The organism is Streptomyces sp. NPDC052496, from assembly GCF_040679095.1.
Lineage (GTDB): Bacteria > Actinomycetota > Actinomycetes > Streptomycetales > Streptomycetaceae > Streptomyces.
The window spans coordinates 46,832-62,152 of sequence record NZ_JBFAUH010000020.1 but is presented as its reverse complement, the minus strand read 5'-3'; the positions used below and the strand labels follow the sequence as shown (position 1 = coordinate 62,152).

The window sequence follows — 15,321 nt, the reverse complement described above, 5'->3', positions numbered from 1 at the left end:
AATCGCCCTCGTACGGGTGACGGTGGGCGAAGCGTCCCGCGGCGCTGGGCCACAGGACCCCGAATGTTTTCGGCCATGCGGGACCAACGACCTGCCGCCAGGGCCGTACGCCCCCGGCGGCGGGCATCGCCTCCACCGCATGCTGGAACTGACCGAATCGGAGGCACCTGACCCTGCACGACGCCACCCGGCGGACGGCCGGCAGCACCGCTCCCCTTTCCCGCCTCACCTCCCTCCCCCGGTGACCGGCGCCCGTCCGGTCCGCCGGCAGTACCAGGAGCGAGTCGGAACGCTTCACCGGCCTCCGCGACGCCGGCCGCCTGGAGGGACGGTGCGGCCGCTGCGAGTTCCGCGAGGTGTGCGGCGGCTCACGCTCCCGTGGGTACGCCGTCACCGGCGGCCCGTACGCCGAGGAGCCGTGGTGCGGGTACGGGCCCGGGTCGTCCCCCTGTCAGGAGGACCTGGCGGACTTCCTGGCCGGAGCGGTGCCGGAGCGCTGAGGCGCGGTGGCCCCGGAACCGGCTTCCGCCGCCCGCCTCCCCCGTGGGCGGGCGGCGGAAGCAGGTTCACGCACTCGCCGCCGGTGTGCGGGAGATGTTCCAGAAGTGGGCGTAGCGGCCACCCCGTCGCAGCAGCTCGTCGTGGCTGCCTTCCTCCACGATGCGGCCGCCGTCCAGGAAGACGACGCGGTCGGCGCGCTGGACGGTACGCATCCGGTGCGCGACCAGCACCACCGTCCGGCCTGCCATCAGGCGTTCGATGCCTTCGTGGACGGCCGCCTCGTTCACCGGGTCCAGTGCGGAGGTCACCTCGTCCAGCAGCACGACGGGCGCGTTCTTCAGCAGCGCCCGCGCGATCGAGACCCGCTGGCGTTCACCGCCCGACAGCAGCGCGCCGCCCTCGCCGACGTGCGCCGCCCAGCCGCCGGGCAGCCGCTCGATCACTTCGTCCAGCCGCGCCGCGGCGGCCGCCGCCCGCACCTCGGCCGCGGTGGCGCCGGGCCGGCCGAGCCGTACGTTCTCCTCGATCGTGCCGTCGAAGAGGTGGACGTGCTGGAAGACGACGGCGATCTGCTCCGTCAGCACCTCCGTGCTGATGGCGCGGACGTCCACGCCTCCCAGGCGTACGGCGCCCGCGTCCACGTCGTAGAAGCGGGCGAGCAGGTGCAGCAGGGTGCTCTTGCCCGCGCCCGACGGTCCGACCACGGCGAGCCGCTGTCCCTGCGGCACGGACAGCGACACGTCGTCGAGCACCGTGCGGTCGCCGTGCCGGAAGGTGGCGGACGCGAACTCCAGGCCGTGGCCCGTCGGCCGGACCGGTGCGGCGGGCTCCGGCAGCGGCTCGGTGCGCAGGACCGCATCGAGGCTCGCCAGTACGGAGCGGGCGCCGCCGAGCTTGCCCCCGAGGTCCGTCAGCGACAGCAGCGGGTCCGCGCTGCGGGCGGCCAGCACCAGGATCGTCAGCACCTCCGCCACGCCGAGCTCCCCGCCGAGCGCCAGGTAGGCGCCCAGGGCCAGCAGGACGGTGAACAGCGCTTGCACCGTGAGCGTCAGGCCCAGTGCGCCGGGCAGCGCCGACAGTGTGGACCTGCGGGCGGCGCGCTGGACGTCCCGCAGCGAGTCGTCGAGCAGCCGGAAGCGTTCGGTGGTCCGGCCGCCGGCGCGCAGCACCGGCTGGGCGCGCAGGTATTCGACGACCCGCGCGGTGGCCTCCTGGTCGCGGGCGGTGCGCTCCGCGTCGCCGGCGGCCGTCGAACGCCCCGTCCGGATCTGGATCGCGGCCACGACCGGTGCGGCAGCCGCCGCGGCCAGCCCCATGCGCCAGTCGAGGGTGAACAGCACGACGACGATCGTCAGCGGGGTCACGCAGGCGGAGATGAGAGGTGCCAGCAGGTGCGCGATCACGCTCATCGCCTGCAGGACTCCGCGGCCGGCCAGCACGGACACCTCCCCGACGCGGCCGGCGCCGTACCAGCCGAGGGGCAGCCGGGCCAGATGGTTGCCGAGCCGGTGGTAGGTGCCGCGCAGCAGCGCGGTCCCGACGTGGAAGCCGGAGAGGTCACTGAAGTACCGCAGTACGGCGTAGCCCGCGACCGCGCCCCCGAACGCGAGCACCCAGGGCCAGGCGTCCGCGGGCGTACCACCGAACAGGGCCCGCAGTACGGGAACCAGCAGGGCGTAGGACAGGCCCTCGGCGACCGCGGTCGCCGTCATCAGGGCCACGGTGCGCCGCGTCGGACGGGCGTACTCGTGGCCGAGGACGCGCAGCAGCGTGCGGATCATCGGAGCTCTTCTCCTTGCGGTGCGCCGTCGGGGATGTCCACGAAGATGTGGTCGCTGAGTTCGCGGGGCAGCGTCGCCCGCCCGGTGCCGGTCCCCGGCGTGCCGCCCTCGCCCCTCCCCCGCCTGCCGTCCTCGCCGGTCACTGCCGCTCCGCTCTCGCCGGTCACTCGTACTCCGTTCTCGGTGGCCACGACAGCGACCTGCCGGTCGGGCCGTATCCCGGCGCGCTTCAGGTGCGCCAGGGTCAGGGGGTCGTTCTGCGGCAGTTCGCCGATCCGGACGACCACCACCGGGCGTTCCTCGGTGGTGGCCGCGTCCGTCAGGGTGCGGAGGGCGGCAGGCTCGGTGCCGCTCTCCTCCCCGGTGGGGATCGGGCTGCCGTGCGGGCACATGGCGGGGTGGCCGAGGACCTCCGTCAGACGGCTCTCCACCGCGTCGGACATCACGTGCTGCCATCGGGACGCCTCGACATGGACGTCCTCCCACCGCAGGCCGATCACGTCCGCCAGGAGGCACTCGGCCAGGCGGTGTTTGCGCATGACCCGTACGGCGCGGCGGCGGCCCGGCCCGGTCATCACCAGCCGCCGGTCGCTGGCCAGCCGCACCAGCCCGTCGCGCTGCATCCGGGCCACGGTCTGGGAGACGGTCGGCCTGCTCTGCCGCACCCGTTCGGCGATGCGGGCCCGCAGGGGCACCACGCCCTCCTCCTCCAGTTCGAAGATGGTCCGCAGATACATCTCGGTCGGGTCGACCAGGCCCTGCGTCGTCACGGCCGCTCCTTCCGCTCCGGTCCGGCCCCGGCGCCGCCCGCCGGCCGGTGCGAGTGCCAGAAGTCGGCGAACCTCCCGCCCCGTGCCAGCAGTTCGGCGGGCTCGCCGCGTTCGACGACCACCCCGTCGTCCAGCATGACGACGGTGTCGGCGCCCGAGATCGTCTCCGGCCGGTGGGCGATGACCAGAACGGTCCGGTCCCCCTTGAGGGCCGCCAGCGCCCGGCGTACGGCCTGTTCGGTCTGCGGGTCGGCGAAGGCGGTCGCCTCGTCGAGCACCAGGACGGGGGTGTCGGCGAGCAGGGCGCGGGCGAGCGAGATCCGCTGTTCCTCACCGCCCGACAGGTTGGCGTCCACACCGATCACCGAGTCGTAGCCGCGGGGCAGCTGGAGGACGCGGTCGTGGATGCCGGCCGTGCGGGCGGCGCGCACCACGTCGTCGCGGCCGGCGTGCGGTACCGCCAGCGCGATGTTGTCGGCCACCGACGCGCGCAGCAGCCGTACGTCCTGGAAGACGAAGGAGACCCGCCGGTACAGCTCCCCGCTGTCGACCTCACGCAGGTCGGCACCGCCCAGGGTGACCGAGCCGTGCGTCGGGTCGAAGAACCGCGGCAGCAGCTGGACCAGCGTGGACTTCCCGCTTCCGGACGGTCCGACGAGCGCGGTGACCGTCCCCGGTTCGAGCACCAGGTCGACCCCGCGCAGCACCTCGCGGCCGGCCTCGTAACCGAACCGGACGTCGCGCAGCTCCACCCGGTGTCCCTGCGGCACGAGCGGACGCGCGGGTTCCGGCAGCGGCGGAACCTCCAGTACGTCACGGATGCGGCCGACCGCGCGCCGGGCGGCCTGGAGGTCGTCGAAGCCGTGCCCCAGGGCCGCCACCGGGGCGGTCAGGCCCAGTCCGAGGAGCAGGAAAGGCAGCAGGTCGGCCGGGGCCAGGCCACCGCCGGCGAGCCGGACCGTCCCGCCGGTCAGCACGACCAGCAGCACGAACGGCGGTGACAGCACCAACTGCATCCCGGCCGCGATCCGGGAGATGCCGTGCACCCACCGGTTGAAGGTGCCGACGAACTCGTCCGCGGCCGTGAGGAACTTCCGGTGGGCGCGTCCGGCCCCGCCGAACGCCTTGACCACCGCGATGCCCTGCACGAACTCGACCACGGAGCTGGAGATGCGGCCCATCGCCGCGTCGAACTCCTCCTGCTCGCGCAGTTTGGCCGGGGTCATCATCAACGGGACCAGCGCCACCGCCAGGACGACCGGTATCAGCGTGATCAGGGTGAGCCGCCAGTCGACGGTGAACAGGTAGCCCAGCGACACCAGCGGCACCACGAACGCGGAGACCAGCTCGCCGGGAGCGTGGGCGATGAACGGGTGCACGGCACTGACGTCCTCCCCCACCACCTTCGCCAGCTCACCGGTCCGGCGCCGGGCGAACCAGCCGATCGGCACCCGCCCCAGCCGGGCGGCCAGCTGCCTGCGGAACGCCAACTGCACCCGGCTGTCGAGGAGGTGCCCGATGCCGGACGACGCGGCCGTGAAGAGCAGGCGGACGAGCAGGCCGGCCCCGCCGGCCGCCACGACGGTCCACACATGACCGGGGTCGGCCGGGCCGGGCGCGAGCAGCGCCCGGCCCAGTTCGACGACCGCCAGCAGCGGCGCCAGCCCCGCGACGGCGCCGACGACCTGGAGGAGGACGACGACAGCGAAGGCCGGGCCGTACGGGCGCAGCAGCGCCGTCAGACGCTGCCGCGCCGCGGGGCCGGCGTCCGGGGAGGGCGGAGCGTGCTGCTCCCTCGTCCCGGCGGCATCCGTGAGCGTCATGGCGACGTCACGCGGCCAGGGCGCGGCGCAGGACCTCGCCGAGTCGGGCGAGCTGGCGCTGTGAGACGTCGGCGGACTGGATCGCCATCGACCCGTGGAAGGTGCCGGGCCACTGGTGCAGTTCGACCGACACGCCGGCCTGGAGCAGGCGCAGCGCGTACTCGATGCCTTCGTCGCGGTTCGGGTCGAACTCCGCGGTGGCGACGTACGCCGGCGGCAGGCCGGACAGGTCGTCGGCGCGTGCGGGGGCCGCGTACGGGGTGGCGGGCCGGGAGCCCAGGTAGTGCCGCAACGCGGTGGCGCGTACGTCGCGCGTGTTCCAGGGCGTTTCGGTGAAGTGGCGCGCCGACCACGTCTGCTGCCGGTCGTCGAGGATGGCTTCGTTGACGAGCTGGAAGCGGATCGGTGGCCCCTGCTGGTCACGGGAGCGCAAGCACATCGCGGCCGCCAGGTTCGCGCCGGCGCTGTGGCCTCCGACGGCGATCCGGTCCGGGTCGGTGCCGAGTTCGGCCGCGTGCTCGTGCGCCCAGGTCAGTACGGCGTAGGCGTCGTCCAGGGCGGCCGGGAACGGGTTCTCGGGGGACAGCCGGTAGGCCACCGAGATCACCACCGCGCCGGAGGTGGCCGCGATACGGGCGGCCCAGTGCTCCTCGGTGTCCAGGGTGCCGACGGTCCAGCCGCCGCCGTGCATCCAGATGACGGCGCCGCGGGCCTGGGCCGGGCGGTAGATCCGTACCGCCACGTCCGGTTCGGCGGGCACCGTGCGGTCCTGGACCTCCAGCCCGGAGGTGTCCGGCGCCGGCCGCGCGGCGGCCAGCTCGTCGTAGATCTTGCGGCAGGCCTCCGGGTCGGACAGGTCGGCACTGGGCAGCAGCGGGACGAATGCTTCGAGTTCGGGATCCATACCCGTCATCCTGGCGGGCACCACTCCCCGGCTCATCCGCCACCTGTCGGCCATCCGGCCCCGTTCACGCGCCGGTCGGCGCGCAGCCCCCCTGCCGGGCGGGCTCTATCCTCCTGCCATGGAGGCACTGGCCGTACGGCTGTCAGGAATCGATGCGCAGGTCGAAGGCGCCATTCGCGTCGTCATGTTCTACGACACGCTGATGCGCCGGCGGGTCGACCTGCCGGCGCTCGCCCGGGCGTCGGCGGGACTGGCCGAGTGCGTGGCCGGGATCCGGCTGCACGGTACGGGGCAGACGATCCGCATGGCGCCCGACGGCCGACGAGCGTCCGACCCGCCGCCGGCGGCGTCCAGCACGGTCCCGATCATCCTCGACGGGGAGGAGATCGGCACGGTGTGGCTGGAACGGACGAGCCCGCCCAGCCCGCTGGACGAGGCGCTGCTCGACCGCCTCGCCATCGCCGCCGCGGCGGTGGCCGAGCGGTACGGCCCGGCCCGTACCACCATGGCCGACCCCGCCCTCGTCGAACTGTCCATCAGCGCCGGCACCGACGAGGCGGCCCGCGCCCGCGCGCTGCGCCTCCTGGGGTTCCCCGCGGGTCTGCCGGTCCAGGTCGTCGCCGTACGCTCGGGCCTGCCGCTCGACCGGATCGGCAGCGCGGTCTGCCCGGCCCGGCCCGTGAAGGCGGCCCTGATCGGGGAGGTGGGGGTCATCCTGACGACCGCCGCGGATCCGGCGCTGTTCCCGGCGGGCGTACGCGCGGGTATCGGCGCCGCGGAGAGCCCCGACCGGTCCTGGCAGCAGGCCCGTACCGCCCTCCGCTTCACCACCTCGGGCCGGCCCGTCGTCCGCTACGACGATCTGGGAGCGCTGGCGCTTCTCGCGCACGTGCCACTCGACTGCGCGCGGGACAACGCCGACGTGGCCGCGATCGCCCGGATCGCCGGCGCCCCCGAGGACCTGGAGACCCTGACCGCCTACTGTGAGACCGGCTCCCTGCGCCGGGCCGCCGACCTCCTCCACCTGCACCACAGCAGCGTCTCCCGCCGCCTCGAACTCCTCGGCAGGGCCCTGGACATCGAACTCACCGAGCCCACCGGACTCATGCGGGCGCGGCTCGCCCTCACCATGTGGCGACTGCTCGACGGCTGAGCCGACGGGCCGGGCCCGACACGGCACGCACGGTCCCGGCACGCTCGGCTCCGGCACGCACGATGGCGGCACGCACGACGCCGGCGCGAACTTGCGTGCCACGCATCTTTGCGTAGCACGCAATTTCCGCTACGGTCCTCCCATGGGACTGCGGGACCGGAAGAAGGCCGAGACGCGCGCGGCGCTCAGCTGGGCGGCGCTACGCCTGGCCGTCGAGCGCGGACTCGACCACGTCAAGGTCGAGGACATCGCCGAAGCCGCCGGCGTCTCGCCGCGCACGTTCAACAACTACTTCTCCAGCAAGGGCGAGGCGATCGCCACCCACCACCTGGACCGCTGCCTGCGCATCGCGGAAGCGCTGCGCGAGCACCCGGCGGAACCCCTGTGGGACGCCATCACCCGCGCGGTGCTGACACAGTTCGCACCGGAGACCACGGCGGCCGCCCACCCGGGCACCGACACGGCGCGGTGGACGGCGGGCGTACGCAGGATGCTCGCCGAGCCGGCCCTGCAAGGCGAGTTGCTGCGGGCCGGGGCCCGTGCCGAGGCCGAGATCGCCGCGGCCGTCGCCGACCGCACCGGCACCGACCTCGCACACGACCAGTATCCGCACCTCGTCGCGTCCGTGGTGATGGCCGCGACCAACACCGCCATGGCGCACCACCTGCGCACCGATCCCCCGGTACCGGCCGCGCAGTTGCTCGCGGACGGCCTGGCCCGGATCGCGGCAGGGCTGCCCACCCCCTGACAACTCCCCGTGGACACGCGGCCCGGCGGGCCGCCGGGCCGTTGCTCCCTGCGGAGAACCCCCTGCGGGAAAGAGGAGTCCATCCATGATCGACGTCGTGATCGCGGGCGCCGGACCGAACGGCCTGATGCTGGCCTGCGAACTCGCGCTGGCCGGCGTGCGCCCGCTCGTCCTGGAAGCCCGCACCGGACCGGCCGCCGAACAGCGCGCCAACGGCCTGGTCGGCCAGGTCGTCCGCATGCTGGACCGGCGCGGACTGTACGAGCGGCTGACCGCGCCCGGCACCGTCCCCGAACCGGCGCCCCACTTCGTGTTCGGCGCGTTCCCGCTCGCCCTGCACGATCTGCCGGACAACCCGCTCTGCACGCTGATGGTGCCGCAGCGTCGGATCCAGCACATGCTCGCCGAGCGTGCCGTCGAACTGGGCGTCGAGATCCGCTACGGGCACGAGGTCACCGGCCTGACGCAGCACGGGCAGTCGGTGACGGTCGAGCTGCGCGGGCGGCAGCCGGTCGAAGCGGCGTTCCTGGTCGGCGCCGATGGCGGCCACAGCACGGTACGCAAGCTCAGCGGGATCGATTTTCCCGGTGTGACCACGGACGATTCGGTGTCGCTCACCGGGCATGTGAGCGTGCCCCCGGACGCGGTCGGCGCCGACGGCGGCCTGTCCGTACCCGGCTACGGTGTCGTACCGCCCTTCCAGCACCTGCGCACCGCACACGGGCTGATCACCTGGGGGCCGTTCCCGGACGGCGCTCCGCTGATCACCACGGTGGAGTGGGGACGGCCGGCCGAGGGCGACGCGTCCCTCGACGCTCTCCGGGCCAGTGCTTCCCGGGTGCTCGGCGTACCCGTCCCGCTCGGCCCGCCGACCGGGCCGGGGCCGCACCTGATGCGGCGGCTGTCCGGCGGCAACACCAGGATCGCGGCGCGGTACCGGGAGGGCCGCGTCCTGCTGCTCGGGGACGCCGCGCACGTGCACGCGGCGATCGGCGGCCCAGGGCTCAACATGGGTCTGCAGGACGCCGTGAACCTGGGCTGGAAGCTGGCCGCGGCCGTGCGCGGCCACGCGCCGGAAGGACTGCTGGGCACCTATGAGTCGGAGCGGGCCCCGGTGGCGCGGCGGGTCGCCATGCACACCCAGGCCCAGTCGCTGCTCACCCGCCCGGGCGGCGATGTGACGGCATTGCGCGAGCTGTTCGGCGAGCTGCTGGACCGGCCCACGACCAGGCAGTACATCGCGGACCTGCTGTCCGGAGCGGACATCCGGTACGACATGGGGCCGGCGGCCGGGCCACTCGTCGGCCGGTGGGCCCCGGACCTGCCGGGCCTGCGGGACCACACCCGCACCGGCCGCCCGCTCCTCCTGGACCCCACCGGCGCGCTGGAGCTGAGCGCCTGGGCGCCGCACGTCGACACCGTGACCGTCCCGGAACTCGACACCGCGCTGCTGCTCCGGCCCGACTGCTACGTCGCCTGGCAAGGCACCACGGACGAGGGTCTGCACGAGGCGCTGCGTACCTGGTTCGGGCCGGCTCGGACCATACGTCCGGCGTACGGAACGGAGCCGGGAACCGGGGCGCCCCCGGAGCGCGGCGCCCCCGGGAGGCACGCCGGTACCGGGCGTCCGACACGGTAAGGCGCAAGTCAGGGCCGCGTCCTGCGGGCTTCCCAGGATGGACGCCATGGAGTCCTATGTGCGGCAGACCGACCCTCAAGCCCCTGGCGCGCCCGACGGCCAGGACACTCCGATCGCTGCGATCGGACTCTCCTGCCAGCTTCCCAGGCCCCGCGCCCCGGGCCTTCTGGAACCTCCTCCGCGAGGGGGTGGACGCCATCGGTGAGACGCCGCGGGACCGCTGGGACGCCGAGGCGTGGTACGACGCCGACCCGGGCGCCCCGGGCAGGACGCCCACCCGCCGCGGCGGGTACCTGGCCAGGTGGGCGGGTTCACGGACCCAGTTCGCGCACGCCGCCAGGGCCGTGGCGAACTTTGGGACGGGCGCGGGACGTTGACTGACGCGAAGGGCCAGGTGGTCCCTGAGCAGGGGCGGGACGGCTCGGGTCACGGCCTCGCCGTGCTCGGCGGTGGGCCGTGGTCCGGCGCGGTGCAGGTCGTCGCTGACGCACACGGTGAGCATCGGGTTGCCGCCGACCGCGCGGTGGCAGGCGTGCGCGAACGCCTCGTCCGCCGGCGCGCCGAAGCGCCGTTCCACCAGGGCCCGGACGCCCTGGCGGGACAGCGGGCGCAACCGCAGCACCGCCGCGCTGTCCTCCGGGATGTCCCGTACCAGCGGTGTGTCACCCCGGGGGTCGCCGTCGGCGAGGGTGACCACGACGGTGACGGCCCAGGGCGTGGGGCGGGCGCTTGGCGACGTACGCAAGCCGGCGCAGCGACCCCTCGTCGGCCCAGTGCAAATCGTCCACGGCGATCAGCAACGGCTCGGCCGCGGCCAGTTCCTCCGCCTGCGCGCGCAGTTGGCGCAGTACCGGGAGGGGGACCGGCTCCTCGGGTGACTCGGGGTCGTACGGGATCCGGGGCTCCGCCGGTACGGGCTCGAAGAGCTGGCGGACCGCGCCGAGGGGGAAGTCCCGTTCCGGCCAGGCGGCGTCGGCCCGCAGTACGCGCGTGCCGCGCTCCTCCGCCCGGGCCGACACCTGGTCCAGCCCGCTCGCCCGCCCGCCGCGGTCGTCGTGCTGACCACCTTTGATCTGGACGAGTACGTCCGGGCAGCGCTACGTCACGGGGCCGTCGGTTTCCCGCTGAAGGACGCCACCGCGGATGAGATGATCGCCGCGGTGCGCAGCGCGGCCCGTGGCGACGCGATGCTCTCCCCGAAGGTGACCCGCCGCCTCATCCGCCACTTCACGAGGAAGACGACGGCCCCTCCGCCGTGCGGCAGCGCCGCCGGTCCGAGGCCCGCAGCCGCCTGGAGGCCCTGACGGAGAAGGAGCGCGAGGTCCTGATCGCTCTGAGCGGTGGCCTCTCCAAGACGGGCATCGCCGCGGCCCTGCACGCGAGCGAGGCCACCGCGAAGACCCACATCAGCCGGATGTCGAAGCTCTCCCTCACCAACCGCGTCCAGGCGGCGATCCTGGCGCACCATGCGGGGCTCGTGGATCAGGGACTTCTTCGCCGGACGCGGAGCAGCCGCGCGACCTGTCCGGCAGCCGGCGGAAGACGCGTCGGCATGTCGCCGGCGGCGTTGCGGCCAAGAGCGATTTCATCGATACCCGCTGTACCGATGTTCCTCAAGGCCGAGTTCCAGATAGCGAGCCGCCGCCGTGGCCGTCGGGGTGCGGGGTTCGCCCGCCGCCGTGAGCCGCCCGAGCAGCCGGGTGAGCACGTCGAGGCGGTGGTTCCTGGCGGCCAGGGCCAGCGCGGCGTCCGCGGCGACGTCGTCGGGGGCGGCGTGCGCGTGCGGCCGCGGTGGCCGGCCGAGCCCGTCGTACAGGACCGCGCAGAGGATCCCGGCGACGAACATCGTGTGGTACGTGTGCTGGAAGGAGTACGCGGGGCGGGCCTCCGGTGCCAGCCGCTCGTACTCGGGCGTCGAGAACTGCGGGCTCGGCAGATAGCCGAACCGCCCCCACACGCCGGTCAGCAGGTCCCAGCCCGCGCGGGTGTACGCGCAGGTGGTGCCGGGGCGCAGCATCGCGGCGGAGAAGAGCAGTTCGCCGATCAGGTCGAGGTTCTCCTCGGCGACCTGGAGTGCCAGACAGGAGTCGAGGGTGTCCAGTACGGCTTCGGTGCCGACCCGTGGATCGGCCGCGCGGCGCCCGAAGTCGGTGCCGAACATGACCGCGTGGGTCAGTGCGTAGACGTCGTTGGGGTGCATCTCGACCGCCGTCAGGTCCGCGTACAGGACGGACCCGGGGGGCGCCTCGACCGGGTACCTGCTGCTGCCGCCGGGTGCGAGCGAGGCGAGCCACCGCTGTTCCATGTAGCGGTACGGCAGCCGTTCGGGCACGCAGGGGTGGGCCGCGGCGGCCGCCGCCGCGTGGAGCGCGTCGTAGCGCGCGTCGGGGAATCCGATGCGGTCCAGCAGCAGGTGCGAGGTGCCGATCGAGGCCGCGGACTGCGGTATACGCGCCAGCAGGTCCGCGTTCCGCGCGCTTCTGGCGTGCGGCAGCAGGACTTCCGCCAGCTCCCGGACGGCGGTCGCGATACGCGGCTCCGCGTGGCTCACCCGGTGGCAGACGAGGGCGAGCAGGGCCGCCTCGACCACGATCTTCTCATTCATCGAGACGATCGGATCCTGCTTCCCTTTCCAGTGCCGCGCGTAGGAAGGGAGCCGCGGGATGTGGCGCACGGCGAATTCCAGGACTTCGCCCATCCGGCCCCTGAGGTAGGTCGCGTCCACGGCGGTGCCCGCCGGCGAGCCGGCGGGCACCTGGTCCTGGCTAGGCAAGGTCGCTCCGCACGCTCTCCGCGACCGCGTCGGAATCCTCGGTGGGCTGCGGGATCCCCTGGGTGGCGAGGAAGTACTCGTTGCAGCACAGCACGTGGAGGTCCGGGTCCGCGGGCCCGTCGTCCAGCATCGCCGCCTGCGACTCCACCAGCTTCCCGAGGGTCAGGCCGCCGTCGACGACCCCCGCCCGGATGAGTCCCGAGACCATCTTGGTGACCTCGCTGTGCGTCAGGCTCTCTTTCATCCTTCTCCTCTTTCATCGGGTTCTCCTGCGCTGTTGTTCGTCGGTCCCGGCATTCCCGGATGGCACGAGCGCGGGAATGCCCTGGCACTGTGACAAAATCCGCAAGCGGAGCCGCGTTCTCAACGGATCGCGTGCTTTTCGAGGAGGGTTCCGGTGCGCGAGTTGCCGTTTCCCGCACCCACCCGTTCCGCTTCGCACGGTGCGCGCGTAGCGCGACCGGTCAGCGGTGACGACATCCGGCTGGCCCGTGGCGCGGCCGGGACCGCGCACGGGTGGCTACATGGCAGGTACGGGATCTACGGGTGTCGGAATTCGGGCCGGATACGCGCCGGAGTTCCCGGCGCGAGCCGCCGGGGCACCGCTCCCCCTGCTCGTGAGACGGCGCGCACGGCCCGCGGGCGCCTGACGGACGCGGCAGCGCACTTCACGCCGGTGGCCCGGAGTGAACAGGTCTGCTCTGTGAGTGGGTAAGTGACTGGTGAGCGGCCGGTGACGTGAAGAGCCACGGCCCATCCCCCACTTCCGGAGATCCGTATGAAGTCCTCCGCCCTTGCCTGCTCACGCCCTCACACCCTGCGTGCGGCCGCCGCCGGGCTGTGCGCCGCAGCCGTGATCGGCGCCACAGCGGCCACGTCCACCACGGCGCACGCCGCCCCGAAAGCCTCCATCGCCGTCAACTCCGGCCAGGCGCAGGGCAACCGCCTCGCCACGGTCGGCGTCACGTACACCTGTCCGGCCACGGCGGACACCGTACGCATGACCGTGACCGCCACGTTCTCCTGGGGCAACGTCCACAGTCAGCCCCTGTTCATCGAGCCCACCTGCGACGGCAAGGAGCACACCGAGAACGTCAAGCTGGTGGCCAAGTACAACACGATCGACAAGGGCGCGAAGGCCGACGTCACAGCGGTCCTGGCGACGGAGAAGACCGTGCTCGCGCGGGCCACGAAGAACGTCACTTTCTGACCCGGCACGGCCCCCGGCGCACTGCCGCGGCACCCCCGGCTCCCCTGTTCGATATCGCGGACCCGGGAAACGCCAGTACCTTTGGAGTCGTCGGCTTCTTGCGATCGGGGTGGTCCGGCGATGGCTGAGCAACGGGCTCTGGATGTCGGCCCATCGCGGATGACGGTGGCGTACGAGTGTTTCGGGGCCGACCACGACCCGCCCGTGTTGCTGGTGATGGGCGGCGGTGCGCAGATGATCGCCTGGCCGGAGGGCTTCTGTGCCGAGCTGGTCCGCCGCGGCCTGCGGGTGATCCGGTTCGACAACCGGGACGCCGGCCGGTCGTCGCACTTTCCCGACCTGCCGGTACCCGATCTGCAAGCAGCGCTGGACCACAGGTTTCCCGCGGTGCCCTACACCCTGTCGGACCTGGCCGACGACATCACCGGCCTGCTCGACGTACTGCGTCTGGACAGCGTCCACCTGGTGGGCGCGTCGCTGGGCGGGATGATCGCCCAGACCGTGGCCGTCGAGCACCCAGAGCGGGTCCGCTCGCTGACGTCGATGATGTCGACCACCGGCGACCCCGCGGTGGGCCGGTCCGACCCCACCGCGCTCACGGTGCTGGGAACGCCCCCGCAGGACCGCCGGCATTTCATCGCCTGGCAGCTCCGGGCCCTGCGCGCCGTGGCGTCCCCGGGCTTCGCCTTCGACGAGGCCGCGGTGGTCCAGCGGGCCGAGCGCGCCTACGACCGGGGGCACGACCCCGCGGGCATGGTGCGCCAGTTCGCCGCGGCCATGGCCTCCGGGGACCGTACGGCACAGCTGCGGACGCTCCGCGTCCCGGCACTCGTCATCCACGGCACCGACGACGTGATGATCGGCGCGAGCGGCGGCCGGGCCACCGCCGCGGCCGTCCCCGGCGCCGAGCTCGCCCTCATCGACGGCATGGGCCACAGCCTGCCCGACGCACTGTGGCCTCAGCTCGCCACGCTGATCGCCCGCCTGGTCCACCGTGTCGAAGCGGCGGCCGGTGCGGGGGTCGCGTACGGTGCTCCAGCGGCTGGTGCGGAGACCGTGTACGGCGCTCCGGCCGCAGATGTGAAGGCCGTGTACGACGCTCCCACAGCCGGTGACCGGGCGCCGGCCCACGGTCGGTGAAGGGCGTCGAGGCCGGTGTCCGCAGCCGGTGTGTGCGGGCGCGCGGCACTGTCACGTGACCGTGTCCCTCGGTGGGCATGCGGAGGTACATGCCTGTCGGTGTCAGGTTGATCCCGGGGCTCAGCGCGTCGGGATCGTCGGGTGTGGCGAGCATGACGTAGCCGGTGAGCAGCGGTTCGGTGCCGGTGAACGCGAAGCCGGCGTGTTTGCGTACCGCGCTGCGTCCGCCGTCGCAGCCGACGAGCCGGCGCGCCGGGTACGCCTGCTCGCCCGCGTACGCGATCACGCTCCCGTCGTCCTGCGACACGGCCGAGACCGTGACGCCGCGCCTGATCTCCACGCCGAGTGCGTGGGCCCGCTCGGTCAGCACCGTCTCGACCGCTTCGAGGCTCGTCAGCATGCCGTCCGTGGCCGGCCCGGGCAGCCGGAACGGCAGGGCGTCGAGGTCGACGTCGGCCGGATCGAGCACCATGCCGGCGAAGTGGCCCACAGCGCGGGGAGGTTGCGGTCCGTCCGTGTCGGGGCCCGGGACGTGATCGTCGTGAACGCCCGACGCCTTCAGCAGTGGGTGCAGCATCCCGCGGCGGTAGAACGCCTCGACCGACGCGGCGGACAGGCCGCGCATCCCGAGCGGGTCCGCCCGCCACGGGGCGCCACGGGGAACCGGGCTCCGGTTCCCGTTCGAGTACCAGGACCGAGCAGCCCGCCAGGCCGAGTTCGCAGGCGAGGAAGAGGCCGACCGGACCGGCGCCCACGATCACGACGTCATGCCTGAGAGACCGCGTTGAAGCCCGCATGAGAAATGCCTTTCCGAGAGTTCGGAGGTTCGAAGCCGATACCGGTTCTGCTCTTCGTGCCTGGCACAGGTTGCTGAAGGCC

13 protein-coding genes and 2 pseudogenes are annotated in these 15,321 nt (G+C 73.3%); 7 read left to right on the top strand and 8 right to left on the bottom strand.

What is annotated here, in order from left to right:
* Nucleotides 1–566: 566 nt before the first annotated feature.
* The 4 genes from AB0L45_RS25480 to AB0L45_RS25465 are packed head-to-tail and all read right to left on the bottom strand — an operon-like array spanning nt 567 to nt 5,779.
* The gene (locus AB0L45_RS25480; RefSeq protein ID WP_365843706.1) at nt 567–2,282 is read right to left on the bottom strand and encodes an ABC transporter ATP-binding protein; all 1,716 of its coding nucleotides are present in this window, start codon (nt 2,280–2,282) and stop codon (nt 567–569) included.
* Nucleotides 2,279–3,052 (bottom strand): metal-dependent transcriptional regulator, encoded by a 774-nt coding sequence (locus AB0L45_RS25475; protein ID WP_365843704.1) that lies wholly within the window; start codon nt 3,050–3,052, stop codon nt 2,279–2,281. Before AB0L45_RS25475 ends, AB0L45_RS25480 begins: the two co-directional genes overlap by 4 nt.
* On the bottom strand, nt 3,049–4,875 hold the full coding sequence (locus AB0L45_RS25470; protein ID WP_365843702.1) for an ABC transporter ATP-binding protein: 1,827 nt from the start codon (nt 4,873–4,875) through the stop codon (nt 3,049–3,051). The genes AB0L45_RS25475 and AB0L45_RS25470 overlap by 4 nt, the downstream gene beginning before the upstream one ends.
* A gap of 7 nt (nt 4,876–4,882) precedes the next feature.
* On the bottom strand, nt 4,883–5,779 hold the full coding sequence (locus tag AB0L45_RS25465) for an alpha/beta hydrolase (protein ID WP_365843700.1): 897 nt from the start codon (nt 5,777–5,779) through the stop codon (nt 4,883–4,885).
* 118 nt (nt 5,780–5,897) lie between these two features.
* Between AB0L45_RS25465 and AB0L45_RS25460 the strand changes: the two genes are divergently transcribed.
* The 4 genes from AB0L45_RS25460 (at nt 5,898) to AB0L45_RS25445 (ending at nt 9,696) form a co-directional block, all read left to right on the top strand.
* Nucleotides 5,898–6,932 (top strand): helix-turn-helix domain-containing protein, encoded by a 1,035-nt coding sequence (locus AB0L45_RS25460; RefSeq protein WP_365843698.1) that lies wholly within the window; start codon nt 5,898–5,900, stop codon nt 6,930–6,932.
* A 142-nt stretch (nt 6,933–7,074) separates the two neighbouring features.
* Entirely contained in the window at nt 7,075–7,680 is a 606-nt protein-coding gene (locus AB0L45_RS25455; RefSeq protein ID WP_365843696.1) for a TetR family transcriptional regulator, read from the top strand.
* A gap of 85 nt (nt 7,681–7,765) precedes the next feature.
* Nucleotides 7,766–9,319, top strand: coding sequence for an FAD-dependent monooxygenase (locus tag AB0L45_RS25450; protein ID WP_365843694.1), 1,554 nt, complete (start codon nt 7,766–7,768; stop codon nt 9,317–9,319).
* A 56-nt stretch (nt 9,320–9,375) separates the two neighbouring features.
* Nucleotides 9,376–9,696 carry a beta-ketoacyl synthase N-terminal-like domain-containing protein gene (locus AB0L45_RS25445; protein ID WP_365843692.1) on the top strand — a complete coding sequence of 107 codons (321 nt, stop codon included), beginning with the start codon at nt 9,376–9,378 and terminating at the stop codon, nt 9,694–9,696.
* 285 nt (nt 9,697–9,981) lie between these two features.
* Here the strand turns inward: AB0L45_RS25445 and AB0L45_RS25440 are convergent, their stop codons facing one another.
* The gene (locus AB0L45_RS25440; RefSeq protein WP_365843690.1) at nt 9,982–10,338 is read right to left on the bottom strand and encodes a hypothetical protein; all 357 of its coding nucleotides are present in this window, start codon (nt 10,336–10,338) and stop codon (nt 9,982–9,984) included.
* A 236-nt stretch (nt 10,339–10,574) separates the two neighbouring features.
* Here AB0L45_RS25440 and AB0L45_RS25435 point away from each other — a divergent pair.
* A pseudogene (locus AB0L45_RS25435) lies at nt 10,575–10,721 on the top strand (LuxR C-terminal-related transcriptional regulator); the annotation flags it as partial.
* A gap of 183 nt (nt 10,722–10,904) precedes the next feature.
* On the opposite strand, the gene AB0L45_RS25430 reads toward AB0L45_RS25435, so the two are convergent.
* Both AB0L45_RS25430 and AB0L45_RS25425 read right to left on the bottom strand, forming a co-directional pair.
* On the bottom strand, nt 10,905–12,092 hold the full coding sequence (locus AB0L45_RS25430; RefSeq protein WP_365843688.1) for a hypothetical protein: 1,188 nt from the start codon (nt 12,090–12,092) through the stop codon (nt 10,905–10,907).
* Complete coding sequence (locus tag AB0L45_RS25425; RefSeq protein ID WP_365843686.1) at nt 12,085–12,336, bottom strand: hypothetical protein; 252 nt, start codon at nt 12,334–12,336, stop codon at nt 12,085–12,087. The genes AB0L45_RS25430 and AB0L45_RS25425 overlap by 8 nt, the downstream gene beginning before the upstream one ends.
* A gap of 534 nt (nt 12,337–12,870) precedes the next feature.
* Between AB0L45_RS25425 and AB0L45_RS25420 the strand changes: the two genes are divergently transcribed.
* Together AB0L45_RS25420 and AB0L45_RS25415 are read left to right on the top strand one after the other, a co-directional pair.
* A complete protein-coding gene (locus tag AB0L45_RS25420; protein WP_365843684.1) occupies nt 12,871–13,302 on the top strand; it encodes a hypothetical protein in 432 nt (143 codons plus the stop codon).
* A gap of 120 nt (nt 13,303–13,422) precedes the next feature.
* Complete coding sequence (locus tag AB0L45_RS25415) at nt 13,423–14,442, top strand: alpha/beta hydrolase (RefSeq protein WP_365843682.1); 1,020 nt, start codon at nt 13,423–13,425, stop codon at nt 14,440–14,442.
* A gap of 61 nt (nt 14,443–14,503) precedes the next feature.
* Here AB0L45_RS25415 and AB0L45_RS25410 read toward each other — a convergent pair.
* A pseudogene (locus tag AB0L45_RS25410) lies at nt 14,504–15,239 on the bottom strand (FAD-dependent oxidoreductase); the annotation flags it as partial.
* Nucleotides 15,240–15,321 lie beyond the last annotated feature (82 nt).